Annotated in this window: 14 protein-coding genes and 1 pseudogene; 5 read left to right on the top strand and 10 right to left on the bottom strand. The window is 70.8% G+C overall.

Going from position 1 to position 13,848, the window contains the following annotated elements; all coding sequences use genetic code 11:
- Positions 1–33: 33 nt before the first annotated feature.
- The 3 genes and pseudogenes from ACQEXA_RS10280 to ACQEXA_RS10270 all read right to left on the bottom strand — a co-directional run bounded on the left by ACQEXA_RS10280 (position 34) and on the right by ACQEXA_RS10270 (position 2,178).
- The gene (locus tag ACQEXA_RS10280) at positions 34–1,260 is read right to left on the bottom strand and encodes a serine hydrolase domain-containing protein (protein WP_432935163.1); all 1,227 of its coding nucleotides are present in this window, start codon (positions 1,258–1,260) and stop codon (positions 34–36) included.
- Positions 1,261–1,378: 118 nt separating this feature from the next.
- Positions 1,379–1,603: pseudogene (locus tag ACQEXA_RS10275) on the bottom strand (MFS transporter); the annotation flags it as partial.
- Positions 1,600–2,178, bottom strand: a complete 579-nt coding sequence (locus ACQEXA_RS10270; protein ID WP_432935164.1) for a TetR/AcrR family transcriptional regulator — start codon at positions 2,176–2,178, stop codon at positions 1,600–1,602. The pseudogene ACQEXA_RS10275 and the gene ACQEXA_RS10270, both read right to left, overlap by 4 nt.
- Before the next feature lie 75 nt (positions 2,179–2,253).
- Between ACQEXA_RS10270 and ACQEXA_RS10265 the strand changes: the two genes are divergently transcribed.
- Entirely contained in the window at positions 2,254–2,703 is a 450-nt protein-coding gene (locus ACQEXA_RS10265) for a PPOX class F420-dependent oxidoreductase (protein ID WP_433129495.1), read from the top strand.
- Here ACQEXA_RS10265 and ACQEXA_RS10260 read toward each other — a convergent pair.
- Positions 2,700–3,584, bottom strand: a complete 885-nt coding sequence (locus ACQEXA_RS10260; RefSeq protein ID WP_433129493.1) for an NAD(P)-dependent oxidoreductase — start codon at positions 3,582–3,584, stop codon at positions 2,700–2,702. The genes ACQEXA_RS10265 and ACQEXA_RS10260 overlap by 4 nt on opposite strands.
- A gap of 132 nt (positions 3,585–3,716) precedes the next feature.
- Between ACQEXA_RS10260 and ACQEXA_RS10255 the strand changes: the two genes are divergently transcribed.
- Together ACQEXA_RS10255 and ACQEXA_RS10250 are read left to right on the top strand one after the other, a co-directional pair.
- Positions 3,717–4,307, top strand: coding sequence for a TetR/AcrR family transcriptional regulator (locus ACQEXA_RS10255; protein ID WP_432935166.1), 591 nt, complete (start codon positions 3,717–3,719; stop codon positions 4,305–4,307).
- Positions 4,308–4,623: 316 nt separating this feature from the next.
- Positions 4,624–4,974 carry a VOC family protein gene (locus tag ACQEXA_RS10250; RefSeq protein WP_432935167.1) on the top strand — a complete coding sequence of 117 codons (351 nt, stop codon included), beginning with the start codon at positions 4,624–4,626 and terminating at the stop codon, positions 4,972–4,974.
- Between the two features lie 51 nt (positions 4,975–5,025).
- On the opposite strand, the gene ACQEXA_RS10245 is transcribed toward ACQEXA_RS10250, so the two are convergent.
- The 3 genes from ACQEXA_RS10245 to ACQEXA_RS10235 all read right to left on the bottom strand — a co-directional run bounded on the left by ACQEXA_RS10245 (position 5,026) and on the right by ACQEXA_RS10235 (position 8,815).
- A complete protein-coding gene (locus ACQEXA_RS10245) occupies positions 5,026–6,477 on the bottom strand; it encodes a glycosyltransferase family 4 protein (protein ID WP_433129491.1) in 1,452 nt (483 codons plus the stop codon).
- A 187-nt stretch (positions 6,478–6,664) separates the two neighbouring features.
- Positions 6,665–7,330, bottom strand: a complete 666-nt coding sequence (locus ACQEXA_RS10240; protein WP_433129489.1) for a TetR family transcriptional regulator — start codon at positions 7,328–7,330, stop codon at positions 6,665–6,667.
- Between the two features lie 204 nt (positions 7,331–7,534).
- The gene (locus tag ACQEXA_RS10235) at positions 7,535–8,815 is read right to left on the bottom strand and encodes an MFS transporter (RefSeq protein WP_432935170.1); all 1,281 of its coding nucleotides are present in this window, start codon (positions 8,813–8,815) and stop codon (positions 7,535–7,537) included.
- Between the two features lie 711 nt (positions 8,816–9,526).
- Here ACQEXA_RS10235 and ACQEXA_RS10230 point away from each other — a divergent pair.
- Entirely contained in the window at positions 9,527–10,999 is a 1,473-nt protein-coding gene (locus ACQEXA_RS10230) for a transposase (protein ID WP_433129487.1), read from the top strand.
- Positions 10,996–11,673 carry a zinc ribbon domain-containing protein gene (locus ACQEXA_RS10225; protein ID WP_433134505.1) on the top strand — a complete coding sequence of 226 codons (678 nt, stop codon included), beginning with the start codon at positions 10,996–10,998 and terminating at the stop codon, positions 11,671–11,673. The genes ACQEXA_RS10230 and ACQEXA_RS10225 overlap by 4 nt, the downstream gene beginning before the upstream one ends.
- Here the strand turns inward: ACQEXA_RS10225 and ACQEXA_RS10220 are convergent.
- From ACQEXA_RS10220 to gnd, 3 genes are read right to left on the bottom strand one after another with little or no spacing between them, the layout of a single operon-like run.
- Positions 11,670–12,125: a tellurite resistance TerB family protein gene (locus ACQEXA_RS10220; RefSeq protein ID WP_360999519.1), complete on the bottom strand. Its 456-nt coding sequence runs from the start codon at positions 12,123–12,125 to the stop codon at positions 11,670–11,672. The two genes, ACQEXA_RS10225 and ACQEXA_RS10220, sit on opposite strands and share 4 nt — an antisense overlap.
- Positions 12,126–12,181: 56 nt before the next feature.
- On the bottom strand, positions 12,182–12,808 hold the full coding sequence (locus tag ACQEXA_RS10215; protein WP_432935172.1) for a histidine phosphatase family protein: 627 nt from the start codon (positions 12,806–12,808) through the stop codon (positions 12,182–12,184).
- Between the two features lie 7 nt (positions 12,809–12,815).
- On the bottom strand, positions 12,816–13,694 hold the full coding sequence (gene gnd / locus ACQEXA_RS10210) for a phosphogluconate dehydrogenase (NAD(+)-dependent, decarboxylating) (protein ID WP_432935173.1): 879 nt from the start codon (positions 13,692–13,694) through the stop codon (positions 12,816–12,818).
- Positions 13,695–13,848 lie beyond the last annotated feature (154 nt).

The raw sequence follows: 13,848 nt of genomic DNA, 5'->3' as shown, positions 1-13,848 counted from the left end.
CGCGGCACCCCGGGGGACGTCACCGCTGGCCGGTCAGCCGGCCACGGCCTCGTGGATGAGGCGCTTCAGCTCCGGATAGACGGAGTGCGAGCCCGTGGGACGCAGCTGGGTCAGGAACTGGACCGTCAGATCGTGGTGCGGGTCCACCCAGAACGTCGTGGTGGCCACTCCGCTCCAGCCGAACGCGCCGAGCACCGCGGGCGATCGGGTGAGTTCGGGGTCGGTGACGACGGAGACGCCGAGGCCGAAGCCGAGGCCCGCCTTGCCGCTGTCATGGTGGACCCGGCTGCCGTAGGAGCACATGTCGGCGTCGCCCGGCAGATGGTTCGAGGTCATCGAGGCGACCGTGTCGGCCTTCAGCAGCCGAGTGCCGTCGAGTTCGCCGCCGTGGCGGAGCAACTCCATGAAGCGGTGGTAGTCGTGCGCAGTCGCCACCATGCCTCCGCTGCCCGAGAGGAAACGGGGCCGGCCGTGCAGGGGCAGTCCGGGGATCGGAGTGATACCGCCGTCCTCGGTGTCGCCGTACAGCTCCGCGAGCCGGGGCGCCTGCGCCTCGGTGACGCACAGGCCCGCGTCCTCCATCCCGAGGGCGGTGAAGATCCGCTCGGCGAGGAAGGCGTCCAGGTCCTGGCCCGACACCACCTCCACGAGGCGGCCCAGCACGTTGGTCGCCACCGAGTAGTTCCACTGCGCGCCCGGTTCGAACTGCAGCGGCAGCCGTGCGTACGCCTCGCACGTCTGCGCCAGGTTCGTGCCGGGAACCACCGACGACTCGATGCCCGCCTCCCGGTACAGGGCGTCCACGGGGTGCGAGTGGTAGAAGCCGAACGTCAGTCCCGCCGTGTGCGTGAGCAGATGGCGGACCAGGATCGGCCGCTCGGCGGGCCGGGTGCGCACGGTGGGGCCCGATCTGTCCACGTACACCCGCGGTTCGGCGAATGCCGGCAGGAAGTCGGCGATGGGCGTGTCCAGCCCGAAGTGGCCCTCCTCCAGGAGGATCAGCGCTGCGACCGACGTGACCGGCTTGGTCATGGAGTACATCCGCCACACCGTGTCGGTCTCGACCGGCAACCCTTCCCGGACGTCACGGTGTCCATACGTGGTGAGGTGGGCCGTGCGGCCGCGCCGGGAGACGGCCACCAGAAAGCCGGGCAGCCGGCCGTCGTCGACCTCGTGGGCAAAGTGCTGGTCCAGGCGGTCCAGCGCCTTCGGGTCGAGGCCGACCTCGTCCGGTTCCACCTCTTGCCGCAGGTGTCCCATCGTTCTCCTCCGGTCTTTCCCGGTGCCTTCCGGGGTTTCCGCTTCCAACATTTCATGTTCCCGTTCGGAACCGGCGCCGATCCTTCCGTGACGACCTGACTGCGTGGACATCCGATGGGCCGGCGGCCCGGATCCCGAGCCGGCCGTACCGGTCGCCGAGTCGGCCGACGAAGACCAGCAGGCTCGCCACCGCGACGAGACAGCCGGTGCTCGTCCACTGCACCTGGGTCAGGGATGCGTGCAGATCCCGTTGCAGGGTGGGTTGCGCGACGGTGAGCACGGTGCCGTCCAGGGCGATGATCACCGCTCCCACCCCGAGTGCCGGTCCGCGATGCCAGCTCACCGGCTCTCCGGGCCGAGGTGCGCGTCCAGGGCGGTCCTGAGGAGAGGCTCGAAGTCATCGATCCCAGTGGCGAGTTGCAGACTGCCCCAGCTCCACAGCTGGGCGATACCGTGCAGACTCGCCAGCAGGGAGCCCGCGACGAGCGGGGCGTCGGCGTCCGGCCTGGTGCCGCCGACCAGGTCCACCAGCATGGAGAACAGCGGAAGGCTCGTCTCGCGCAGGCCCAGGTGGCCGCTCTCCAGCAGATCGTGACGGAACATCAGCTCGTGCATGCCGCGATGGGTGAGCGCGAAGTCCAGATAGGCGCGGCCCAGGGCGGTGAGTTGCTGCCGTGGGCTTGCCGTGCCGTCGCCGACCGCCTCGGCCGCCCGCATCGCGAGGTCGGTGAAGCCACGCCGCGCGATGGCCGACAGCAGCTCCAGATGGGTGGGGAAGTAGCGGCGCGGGGCGCCGTGGGAGACCCCCGCCCGGCGGGCGATCTCCCGCAGCGTCAGCGCCTGCACGCCCTCGGTGGCCACCAGGTCGACACCGACGTCGACCAGCCGGGTCCGCAGTCCCATCTCTTCATCGGTCATAGACACTGTCTACCAGCCGCCGTAGACAGTGTCCACCCGGGAATGCCGGGCCCGACTGGGTGGGTTGAGCCAGGTATGACTCAGGACGCCACCCAGAACACACTGCTCGCGCTGCTCTCCGAGAGCAACGGCGGGGTGCTTGTCACCCTCAAACGGGACGGCCGGCCCCAGCTGTCGAACGTCAACCACGCCTACGACCCTGAAGGGCGCGTCATCCGTGTGTCGCTCACGGACGACCGCGCCAAGACGCGCAACCTGCGCCGGGATCCGCGGGCCTCGTACCACGTGACCAGCGGCGACCGGTGGGCGTACGCCGTCGCCGAGGGAACCGCCGACCTCTCGCCCGTCGCGCAGGACCCGTACGACGAGACCGTCGAGGAACTCGTCCGGCTCTACCGCGACGTCCAGGGCGAGCACCCCGACTGGGACGACTACCGCGCCGCCATGGTCCGCGACCGTCGCCTGGTGCTCCGGCTGCGGGTGGAGCGGGCCTACGGCATTCCCAAGGGTGCCATCAACGGCTAGCCGGAGAGGCCGTCGGCGGTACGGGCCTCGAGCGCCCGCAGAACGGCCACCATGTCCTCGTCGCCGCACCCCAGCGACACGGTCTCCTCGAAGAGGGCGTGGCAGACGTCGAGGAGCGGCGAGGCCACGCCCGTCTTGCGGGCGGCCTCGGCGATCAGCCGGTTGTTCTTCAGGACGTCCTGGGCCGCCGCCTGCACCGCGAAGTCGCGCTCCCGCAGTTTGGGTGCCTTCATGCGGGACACGCCGCTCGCCATGGGTCCCGCGTCCAGGACGTCGAGGAACAGACGCCGGTCGAGGCCGTGCCGATCGGCGAAGTGGTACGCCTCCGAGAGCCCCGTGACCAGGGTGATCAGGAACAGGTTGACCGAGAGCTTCATCAGCAGGGCGTTCGGCGCGGGGCCGCACAGGAACGTCTCGTGGCACATGGGGGTGAGCAGCGGCCGTACGAGGTCCACCGCCGCCTCCTGGCCGGCGAGCATCGCGACCAGTTGCCCGTTCTCGGCAGGCACCCGGGAGCCGGAGACGGGAGCCTCGACATAGCTGCCGCCCGCCGCCCGGACATCGGCCTCGAGATCACGTGAGTAGCCCGGCGAGGTCGTGCCCATGTGGACGACGACGCGTCCGGCGACCCGGCGGGCGAAGTCGGGGGTGCCGCGGCCCAGCGTGGAGTCGATCGCGAGGTCGTCCGCCAGCATGAGGATCACCACGTCCGTCCGTGCGAACACCTCGCCCGGGTCGGCCGCCACCTCGGCGCCGGCGGCACGCAGCGGCGCGGTGCGGGCCGACGTGCGGTTCCAGACGACCAGCGGCATGCCGGACCGGGCCAGCCGGAGTGCCATCGGCTGCCCCATCACTCCCAGACCGATGAAGCCGACGTCCACGATGCACCGCCTTCGCTTGGAGGCGGCCCTCCGTGCCTGGAGGGCCTTCTATGACAGCGGTCATAGTAGCGGCGGTTATGACGTCGGTCATAGGGTGGGACGCGTGGCGGTTCGGCGAGTCGGAGGTCTGGGATGGCGGTGTCCGAGCGGGGGCCGCGCGAGCGGATGGTCTTCAGCGCGGCCCAGCTGATCCGGCGCGACGGGGTGAGCGCGACCGGTATGCGGGAGGTCGCCGCGCACGCGCAGGCGCCGCGCGGCTCGCTGCAGCACTACTTTCCGGGCGGCAAGGAGCAGCTCGTCAACGAGGCGGTGGACTGGGCCGGCCGGTATGCGGCCCGGCGGATCGACCGGTTCCTCGCGAGCCTGGCCGAGCCGACGCCGAGCGGGCTGTTCGCCGCGATGGTGCGGCAGTGGACGGACGAGTACGAGGCAACCGGTTTCGTCGGCGGCTGCCCGGTCGCGGCGGCGACCGTGGACTGCGCTCAGTCCACCGACTCCACACGCACGGCCGCCGCGGCGGCCTTCGCGCGCTGGACGCGGCCCGTCGCCGAGGCGCTGACGGAGATGGGGGTCCCCGAGGAGCGGGCCGAGGCGCTCGCCACACTGATGATCAGCGCGCTGGAGGGGGCTCTGCTGATGGCCCGCGCCGAACGGGACGTACGTGCCCTGACGACCGTGGCGCGGGAACTCGGGCCACTGCTCGACGCGAGCGTGGAACGGTAGGCGCCGGGCGGCAGTTGAGGTCGTGCCGCACGGTCCGGTGCGGACGGCCGAGTGCCCGGCGATCACCGGGTCCCTGGGTGGTCGGCCGGTCTCGTCCGCTGATTCCGTGAGGTTGGCCCGGGAAGATCCGTTCCGTGCATGAGGGCACCTGGGAGCGATCCGCTCCCTCCGTGAAGACAGCCAGCCCGGGAGCGCCTGAAATGTCACGAGCGCCCCCCGACTGCTGCCCGCCGCTGTCGCTCCGACACGGCCAGACGAACGCACGGCCCGGCGCGTCGTGCGAGGCGTTCCGGCCGGCTGCCGCTACCCTCCGTCCGTGATCAATGGGGCGCATGTCGTGATCTACTCCAGCGACGCCGAGGCGGACCGGCTCTTCTTCCGCGACGTCCTCGGCTGGCCGCACGTCGACGCGGGACACGGTTGGCTCATCTTCAAGTCGCCGCCGGCGGAGGTCGCCTTCCACCCGGCCGAGGGCGAGCCCTCGCACGAACTGATGCTGATGTGCGACGACCTCGAAGCCACGACGGCCGAACTGGTGGCGAAGGGAGTCGAGTTCACCCGCCCGGTCACCGAGGCACGCTGGGGCCGGATCGCCGGCTTCCGGCTCCCCGGTGGAGGCGACATCGGCCTGTACGAGCCGCGTCACCCGGTGGCGCACGGCCTTTGACCCTGCGGTGCCCTTCGACCCGGCTCGCGACGGCCGGGGGAGCGGGACGGCTCAGAGGCATCCGAGGGCGTGGTAGGTGCCCCGGGTGGTGGCGGCGACCCGCGCCCAGGTGCGCTCACGGGCGACGCCCGCCCGCGCAGCGGATCCCCACGCGACCCGGCGCTCGGGGCTGTGGAACAGCATTTCCAGGGCGTCCGCCCAGGCCGGAGACGAACCCGGCGGGATCAGCCGGCCGTTCACTCCCGATTCGACCAGCTCCCTCATGGCACTCAGATCGCTTACTGCCACGGGCAGACCGTTCGCCATCGCCTCCACCAGCTCGTGAGAGGGCACGAGCCGGCAGAGGCGCTCGTCGGTGCGCGGTAGCGCGAAAACGTCCAGAGCGGTGTGGTAGGCCCGCACTTCCTCGTGCGGCACCCGGCCGGTGAACAGGGCCGTCCCGTCGGTCAGCCCCAGCCGGTCGGCCAGGGCCTGAAGCGGCCGGAGTTCGGGCCCGTCACCCCCCAGCAGGAGCCGCAGGGGCACTCCCCGTCGGCGCAGTTCGACCCCGGCCTCCAGCAGGGTGCCGGGGCCCTCGCTGCGGGTGAGGTCGCTGACCGTGCCGACGACGTACTCCTCGGGGCCGATGCCGAGACGGGTGCGCAGGGCGCTGCTATCGGGGCGCGGCTCGAGGAGTACCGGGTCGACGGCCACGGGCACGATGCGTACCTTCTCCTCCGGTACCCCGCGCGCCACGATCTCCGCCTTCATCGCCTCGCCGAGCGTGAGCACCGCGTCGGCCTCGCGCATGCAATAGCTCTCCAACTCCAGCCGGGCGGCGTAGCCTTCGTCGCTCCCGGTGCGTCCGGGCGCCTGGGCCAGCCAGCTCTCCTCCGGGAACCCGTGCACCTCGTAGACGACGGGAACTCCGTACGTCGCCCGCAGGGCCAGTGCCACCCGGCCGTTGCCGTGGTCGCCTGACGCGTGCAGCACCGAGGGGCGAAGCCGTTCGACGAGCCGCCCGGCCAGTTCCGCGTTGCGTGCGAGCAGCGGCCCGGAGCCGTACGGCAGCCGGCGCGGCAGGAGCCGGTGCTGGGGCACCCCGTCCAGCAGATGCAGTGGGCGGGCGTCGAACACCCCTTGGGTGACCGGGAATCCGATCCGCGTCACCACATGCGGATCGAGCCCCGCCGCCGACTGCGCCCGGGCGAGCGCCTGGGTGCGCAGGGTGTGGCCCGCCCGCCGGTAGGGCAGCCCGTCGGTCACCAGGTGCAGCACACGTCCGGGCACGGGCAGGATCCGGCGCCCGCGCGGGGCCGGTACGCGAGCGGGAGACGGCTCGGCCGACGGCCCCGTCGGGTGGGCCCGGGCGGCGAGTGCGCGCTCCAGCGGACGCAGTGAGCGCCGGACCCGGGCCGGCAGCAGACGTACGGCGATGAGGGCCGCGCGCAGCGGGTCGTACCGCAGCTCAGCGCAAGCCACCGACAGCGCCAGGGCGAGGGTGCGCAAAGGACGAGGTGACATGACGTCAGGTTAGGTTCCGCACATGACGATCAGCCGACGACCGTCCCCGCGCCCACCCGGACGGTGGGGCGCACGTCGTAGGTCGCGGGCGGAGCGAGCGACGGGCGCATGATGCCCGCGCCGGGCTCGCGGGGGCGGACGGGGTGCACCGTGCGGGTGCGCCCGGATCGCTCGCGCTGGGTGCCACTCAGGCCCGGGTACGGTCAGCCGTCAGATAGGCGATGACCATGTCGCCGAGCATCCTGCGGTAGTGCTCGCGCCGGCCGGCTGCGGCCAGATCGCGGCCGAAGACGGCGCCGAACGTGTGCCGGTTGGCGACCCGGAAGTAGCAGAACGAGTTGATCAGCGCGTGCAGGTCGACCGCGTCGACGTCGGCCGTGAACAGCCCCGACGTCCGGCCCGCCGCGAGGACGCGGCCGGTCACCGCCAGCATGGGCGACCCGATGGCGTCCAGGTGCTCCGAGGCGGCGATGTGCTCGGCGCCGTGCAGGTTCTCGATGTTGAGCAGCCGGATGAAGTCGGGGTGCGCCTCGTGGTGGTCGAAGAGGGCCTCCGCGAGCCGGCGGACCGCCGCCACCGGGTCCAGTTCCTCGACGTCCAGTTCCTGCACGGCCTGGCGGATCGCCCCGTACGCCCGCTCCAGGACGGCCGTGAACAGGTGCTCCTTGCCGCCGAAGTAGTAGTAGATCATCCGCTTCGTGGTGCTGGTGCGGGCGGCGATCTCGTCGACCCGGGCCCCGTCGAATCCGGCGCGTGCGAACTCCTGCGTGGCGACGTCGAGGATCTCGGCCTTCGTGCGGGCTGCGTCGCGGTTGCGGCCGCCTGGTCGTGCCGGTTCGTCCACGCTGGTCATCGGATTCCTTCGGGGATGGGGCGTTCCACTGAGCGTGGCGGCGATTTTAGAAGCCCGCTCGCGTCGCGTCCCCGGAGAGGTTCCCTTCGTCGTCCCACCGGCCCGCTGCCCCCGGTGCGGAGGGCAGCGCGGCACCGCGGCCCGGCCTGCGGCCGGCCGGTTGCCCGGTGTCCCGCCCGGGACGGCGTGTCGCGCCGGCGACGCTCAGGAGCGGTCCTCGGTGTCCACGGCGCTCTCGTGGACCGGCCGCGCCTGCGACCGTGCGGTCACGGCCGTGCCGGGGGAGAGGCGGAGGCGGCGGATCGGGGGTACGGCGATGAGGGCGGCGGCGCAGCCGACGGCGGTGACCGCGCCGGCCAGCAGCATCGGGTGCACGCCGACGACCGCGCCCGCGGGACCCGCGATCGTCTGTCCGAGAGGGACGGCGAGGATCGAGCCGGCGACCTCGTAGGCGGCCACCCGGCCCAGCCGGTCCTGCGGGATCTGGGTCTGTACGGCGGTGGCCCACTGGACGCCCCAGAAGGCCCAGCCGATCCCGCTCACCCCGTATCCGAGCATGAGCAGCGGCAGGGCGGGGACCAGGGCCGCCGCCAGCGGCATCAGCGGGAACAGGAACATCGCGAGCCCGCCGCCGAACAGGGGGCGGGAGGGCCGGATCCGGAGGGCGACCAGGCCGCCGAGGACGCAGCCGGCCCCGAACGCGCCCTCGGCGTAGCCGAACGCCGCCTTGCCGTGCGCGGCGATGACGGATGCCGCGCCGAGCGGGGTGAGCGGGCCCCAGACCAGCACGCCGAGCACCCACCAGATGAGGATGACCCCCCACAGCCAGGACCGGGAGCGGAACTCGACCCAGCCGGCGCGCAGGTTCTCGAGTGTGGAGGCCCCGCGGTCCACCGTGAACGGCGGCAGCCGCAGTGCCACCAGACAGATCGCGCTGACCGCGAAGGTGGCCGCGTCGAGAGCGAACACCGAGGACGGCGACGTGGTGGCGACGAGCAGTCCGGCGAGCGCGGGCCCGGCCATCGTGGCGATCCCCTGGCTCACCCTCAGAACACCGTTGGCCTCGCGTGGATCGGCCGCTACCTGCGGTACCAGGATGGTGAGGCCCGGCTGGAACATCGCGGTCGCCGTTCCGCCGAGCAGCGACCCGGTGATGAGGAACCACAGCGGGGGGTGTCCGAGCCCGAGGCCGACCGCGAGCGACCCCTGGACCAGGCAGCGCACCACATCGGCGCCGATCATCAGCGGCCTCGGGTGGAAGCGGTCCGCGAACACTCCGCCGAAGACGACGAAGAGGGCGAACGCCCCCATCCAGGCCGCGAGCGTGAATCCGACTCCGCTCACTCCGTATCCGAGCGAGAGCATGGCGACGGCCGTCGCGACCGGAATCATCGCGTCGCCGAGCATCGACACGATGCGGGCGGTGAAGTACAGCGCGAAGTTACGGCTCCACAGCCGGGAGGGCGCGGCGACGGACGTGTCCATGATCGGCCATGGTGGCGGCAGGGCCGGTCCGCGGCAAGGTCTAGACCATGATGGGGTGGAAGTGACGTACGGGGCGCCTCACCCGGCCCCGGCGCCGTCCCACAGCTCCGCGTGCCGCCGGTGCGCCTCGGTCAGACCGGGTAGGAAGAACGTGGTAGTCGGCCTCACCGTGGTGCGCCTGCTGCCAGGTGCCCGGTGCGTGGATCGCGTCCGTGTGCGCCGGGAAGCGGGCGGTGTGTCGAGACGATGTACTCGCAGATGTCCCGGGCGCAGCCGACGACCTGATGTGCGGCCGTCTGGTCCGCGGCGCGGCGTTCTGATCTGGCCGCAGACGCAGCCGCGGTGGCCGGAGAGTCGTCGATGAACTGGAAGGGTCCGGCCCAGAGTTGCCCTGAAGACGGTGATGTCGTGCGGTTCCCTGGCCATGTGTCACCGACGCCGACGCGCCTGTCTCGTCTCGCGCCCGGCGGACGACCTGGACGATGACGAAGAGATGACGCTCCTGCGGCCCGGTGAGCTCGGTCCAGGCGGGAGTTCAACACTCGTGCAATGGGCCAGACGAAGAACGCAGGGGAGGGAGAGTAAAGGCCGAGCACAGGTGACCTGGGCGGTCGTTGTCAGTGGGCGTTTGTAGCTTTGGCCTTGCTTGACGAAGCTTCCAAGTTCCAGACAACTTGTCGTCGTTGCCGTAGACCAAGGAGGTGGACTGCCGTGAGTACTTCGCTGCTCAACGCTGCACCTGCCTCTGACACGTCAGCTCGCAGGTTCCGCGGGAAGAACAAGGGCAAGCGGCGGACGCGCGGCGGCGACACCGAACTCGCGGTGATCCGGCTGCCGCTCGATGTGAGCCGGCTCGACAGTCGGCGTCGGGTGGAGCAGCTGTATTCGGCGATGTGGTCGGTGAAGCGTGCGCTTCGGCGCGATGCTCGGGCTGCGGTCGATGCCTACTGGGCTGGCGACATGCGTCGGGAGATGGACACGAAAGCGTGGCGTCTCGAGCTGGGCTTGTCCCGCGAGGGCATGGAACGCCGCGGGTACCGGCACATGGAACGCTCGAGGCACCTCGGCCAGCACGTCACCAAAGCCCTTGTGATGCATCAGGCAGACGAGGTGTGGGAATCCGTCCGTCGGCATCTGTTTCCGGATGAGGGTGGGCGTCGGTTCGGACGGCCGAAGACCGGTACCTGGTGGGACTACACCCGCATCCCAGGCCGTGCCCGCTCGCACACTACGGCCAGGAAATGGGAAACTTTCCGACTGCACGGCACTCTTGCCGGGCACCTGGCCGCCTACCGGCACTGGGACCTCGCCCCGGCCATCACCACGCCGGAACAGGCAGCCTGTCTGTCGCCGCAGACGAGTGTTCTCGCCCAGCCGCGACGCATGCCCGCGCCAGGGCGGCCCCGGTGCGTGGAAACCGGGGAAGTTACCGCGAAGGGAAAGCCGAAGACACGGGCCGCGACCTGGTGGGATCACACCGCGCCCCTGATCGTCGTATTTAACGGCGGCGCAGACTCCCAACGCGGCGACCTCCTGCTGCCCGTGCGGCTGCCCGCCGGTGCTGGTCGCTGGCCATGGCTGGTCCATTTCCTGAACAATTCGCAGACGTGGCACAAGATCGACCTGGTCCGCCGCCGGGACGCGAGCGCTCTCGGCGGTTGGGCCTACGAGGCGCACCTGATGGTCCTCGCCGAGGGATACGCCTCGCCGGCTACCCGGGCCCGGCGGGCTGCCGCGGTCGAGCTGTGCCGGGTGGGTGGGATCGACGGAAATGTCTCCAGTTTGTCCGTCGTCTCTTTCCCGGACACATTCGACCCAGCCGACGGAGAGGTCAGCTCCACCCGCATCGAGCTGACCGACCCCGAACTGGTCGCACTGGAAAAGGCCCGCCGCAAGGAACGCGGCCGTAACGTGCCCTCGACCGCTCTCGCCGCTCCACCAACCCAGACCAGTACGCGCCCTCGAGGCGCCAGCAGGTCCGTGCCGAACGACGCAAAGGTGCCGGACTCCGAGACAAGCAAGTCCACTTACCAGGCGGCGCGCGGGCGGCGAACAAGAACCGAGTACCCAAACAGGCATACCGCCACGACACCCTCTCGGCTGGCTACCGCCTCAATCGGGCGAAGCTCGCCGAGGCCGCGGCCACCGCCGCCGCGGCGAAAGATCACCGCGCACGGCGCATAGCCGAACGGATCGTCGCCGAACACGGCGCCAACCTGACCGTCGAGGATTGCGACATCCGCACCTGGTTCCGGCTGTGGGGCCGCGCCCTGCAAGCCACCACCCCTGGCCGGCTCATCGCCGCCATCGGCAAGGAGTGCGAGAAGACCGGCGCCCGCCTACAAAGGGCCTCCACCTTCCATACGAAGCTGTCGCAGACCTGTCTGTGCGGTGCACAGGTCCGGAAAACCCTCTCCGACCGGGTACACACCTGCACCGCCTGCGGCCTGATCGCCGATCGCGACATGGTCTCCGCCGCACTCGGCGCGCACGTGCGGATTCAAAATCCGGACGATCCCAGCACGGCGGGCCTGGACACCGTCCAAGCCCGCAACACACAGACCTTGTTCTCATCAGGGCTGCAAGAAGCCCTGTCGAGTCAACCGCAGCGAGGTGTCCGCCCCAGCAGGGACCGCACCCACGCGGCAGCCCACGATCCGGGAATCCCCGGCCAGCGGGCCTCTGCTCGACGAAGCGCCCCCGACCGGTTCCGGCCTACCCCGAATGAGACCCGACCCGCCCATCAGCGGCACAAGGACCACGTCGGAGCAGCCGCCCGCGCAGGAAACGCCGCAACCAGCGGCGGTATCCCTACGCGGGGACCGACCGGGGCCATCCCAACACGGGATGACTCTTAGAGGTCGAACTCGTGCGGCGGCAGGTCGAGCGCGTAGCACGCCTCCCGGACGATCGCCTGCTCGTCCTTGTCGAAGTTGCCGTCGGCGCCGCCGATGACGATGCCGATCTGGATCACCGCACGCGCCTCGGCGGGCTTCTTCTTCGCCTTGCCGATTTCCTGCAGCACGCTGACCTTGCCGAAGGCGAAGTCGGTGGTGAGCTTGTTCAGGTTGTCCTCGAAGCGGCGGCGCAGGTCGTCGGCCGGGAAGTTCTGCAACACCTCGTTGGTGGCGATGAGCTGGGCCACACGCTGGCGCTCCGACGGGTCCACCGTGCCGTCCGCGGCGGCCACGAGCGCACACATCGCCATGCTCGCGTCGCGGAACGCTCCACTCTTGAGATCGTTCTTCTTCGCCACGAGCTGGGTCTGCATCGTCGAGGCGGATTCCTTGATGCGGTCCCACAGGGCCATGCGAACTCCCAACGTTGTCGGGACCCGTCCGGAGGACCGGCGGGCCCCACTGCTTTCTACAGCGACGTAGAGGGAAACTGGTGGGGGGTCACGGAAGTTCCGGTGGCGTTCCATTCCGCGATCACCGGCCGGCCGTGTTCGGTGGAGAGCCGGCTGACCGTCCCCGTACCGAGCTGGAACAACCGCCCCTCGGCGGCCGAGAGGCCGAGGTGGCGAGCGGTGAGGACGCGCAGGAAGTGGCCGTGGGCCACGAGCAGCACATCGCCTTCCGCAAGCGCGGGCCCGATCCGGGTCAGCACCCGGTCGGCGCGAGCCGCCACCGCGCCGGGCGACTCACCGGGGTGCCCAGGCGGGCCCGGGGGAACCCCGTCGGTCCACAGCCACCAGTCGGGTCTGGTGCGCTGGATCTCGGCGGTCGTGATCCCCTCGTAGCCGCCGTAGTCCCACTCGTGCAGCCGGGGCTCGACCTCCGGGGCCGACAGGCCGGCGAGCACCGCGGTGCGTATCGCCCGGTTCAGCGGGCTGGTAAGGGTCAGTGCGAAGGTGCGTCCGGCGAGCAGCGGGGCGAGGGACTTGGCCTGTTCCTCGCCCCGCGAGGTGAGCGGGAGATCGGTCCAGCTGGTGTGCTGTCCCGATTCGCTCCACTCGGTTTCGCCGTGGCGGACCAGCAGGAGGTCGCCCACGGCCGACCTACTTGGCGGACTCGACGGCGTGACCGCCGAACTGGTTGCGCAGGGCCGCGATCATCTTCATCTGCGGCGAGTCGTCCTGCCGCGAGCTGAAGCGGGCGAACAGCGACGCCGTGATGGCCGGGAGCGGTACGCCGTTGTCGATGGCGGCCTGGACGGTCCAGCGGCCCTCGCCGGAGTCCTCGGCGTAACCGCGGAGCTTGTCGAGGTGTTCGTCCTCGTCCAGGGCGTTGACCGCGAGGTCCAGCAGCCAGGAGCGGATGACGGTGCCCTCCTGCCAGGAGCGGAACACCTCGCGGACGTTCTCCACCGACTTGACCTTCTCCAGCAGCTCCCAGCCCTCGGCGTAGGCCTGCATCATCGCGTACTCGATGCCGTTGTGGACCATCTTGGAGAAGTGCCCGGCGCCGACCCGGCCGGCGTGGACATATCCGTACGGGCCTTCGGGCTTGAGCGCGTCGAAGATCGGCTGGAGGCGTTCGACGTGCTCCTTGTCGCCGCCGACCATCAGCGCATAGCCGTTCTCCAGGCCCCACACACCGCCGGAGACACCCGCGTCGACGAAGCCGACGCCCTTGATGCCGAGTTCGGCGGCGTGCTTCTCGTCGTCGGTCCAGCGGGAGTTGCCGCCGTCGACCACGGTGTCACCCGGGGACAGCAGGTCCCTGAGCTCGTCGACGACGGACTGCGTGGGACCGCCAGCCGGCACCATCACCCAGACCACGCGCGGTGCCTCGAGCTGCTCGACGAGTTGGTTCAGGTTCTTGACGTCGGAGATGTCCTGGTTGTGGTCGTAGCCGACGACGGTGTGGCCCGCGCGGCGGATCCGCTCGCGCATGTTGCCGCCCATCTTGCCGAGACCGATGAGTCCGATCTGCATATCAGTTCACTTCTTCCTGAGTGTGCGGAACGCGGCCGCGAGGGCGGCGGTGGGCGGTGGAGTGGGCGGGACCGAGGACGCCGGCGCCCTCGGTCGGCGGCGGTTGGACGCGTCGGGCGAGGACCCTGCCCGGCTCCGCGCGGGCCGGCAGCTC

The sequence above is a fragment of the Streptomyces sp. CA-106110 genome (assembly GCF_050936285.1).
Taxonomy (GTDB): domain Bacteria; phylum Actinomycetota; class Actinomycetes; order Streptomycetales; family Streptomycetaceae; genus Streptomyces.
This window is presented reverse-complemented; position numbering and strand designations above follow the sequence as displayed.

What these genes read in the sequence shown, in the direction of transcription:
- ACQEXA_RS10220 (WP_360999519.1), bottom strand. Translation starts at nt 12,125, where the DNA reads ATGGCCCTGTGGGACCGCATCAAGGAATCCGCCTCGACGATGCAGACC.
- ACQEXA_RS10255 (WP_432935166.1), top strand. Translation starts at nt 3,717, where the DNA reads ATGGCGGTGTCCGAGCGGGGGCCGCGCGAGCGGATGGTCTTCAGCGCG.
- ACQEXA_RS10280 (WP_432935163.1), bottom strand. Translation starts at nt 1,260, where the DNA reads ATGGGACACCTGCGGCAAGAGGTGGAACCGGACGAGGTCGGCCTCGAC.
- ACQEXA_RS10235 (WP_432935170.1), bottom strand. Translation starts at nt 8,815, where the DNA reads ATGGACACGTCCGTCGCCGCGCCCTCCCGGCTGTGGAGCCGTAACTTC.
- ACQEXA_RS10245 (WP_433129491.1), bottom strand. Translation starts at nt 6,477, where the DNA reads ATGTCACCTCGTCCTTTGCGCACCCTCGCCCTGGCGCTGTCGGTGGCT.
- ACQEXA_RS10270 (WP_432935164.1), bottom strand. Translation starts at nt 2,178, where the DNA reads ATGACCGATGAAGAGATGGGACTGCGGACCCGGCTGGTCGACGTCGGT.
- ACQEXA_RS10240 (WP_433129489.1), bottom strand. Translation starts at nt 7,330, where the DNA reads ATGACCAGCGTGGACGAACCGGCACGACCAGGCGGCCGCAACCGCGAC.
- ACQEXA_RS10265 (WP_433129495.1), top strand. Translation starts at nt 2,254, where the DNA reads ATGACTCAGGACGCCACCCAGAACACACTGCTCGCGCTGCTCTCCGAG.
- gnd (WP_432935173.1), bottom strand. Translation starts at nt 13,694, where the DNA reads ATGCAGATCGGACTCATCGGTCTCGGCAAGATGGGCGGCAACATGCGC.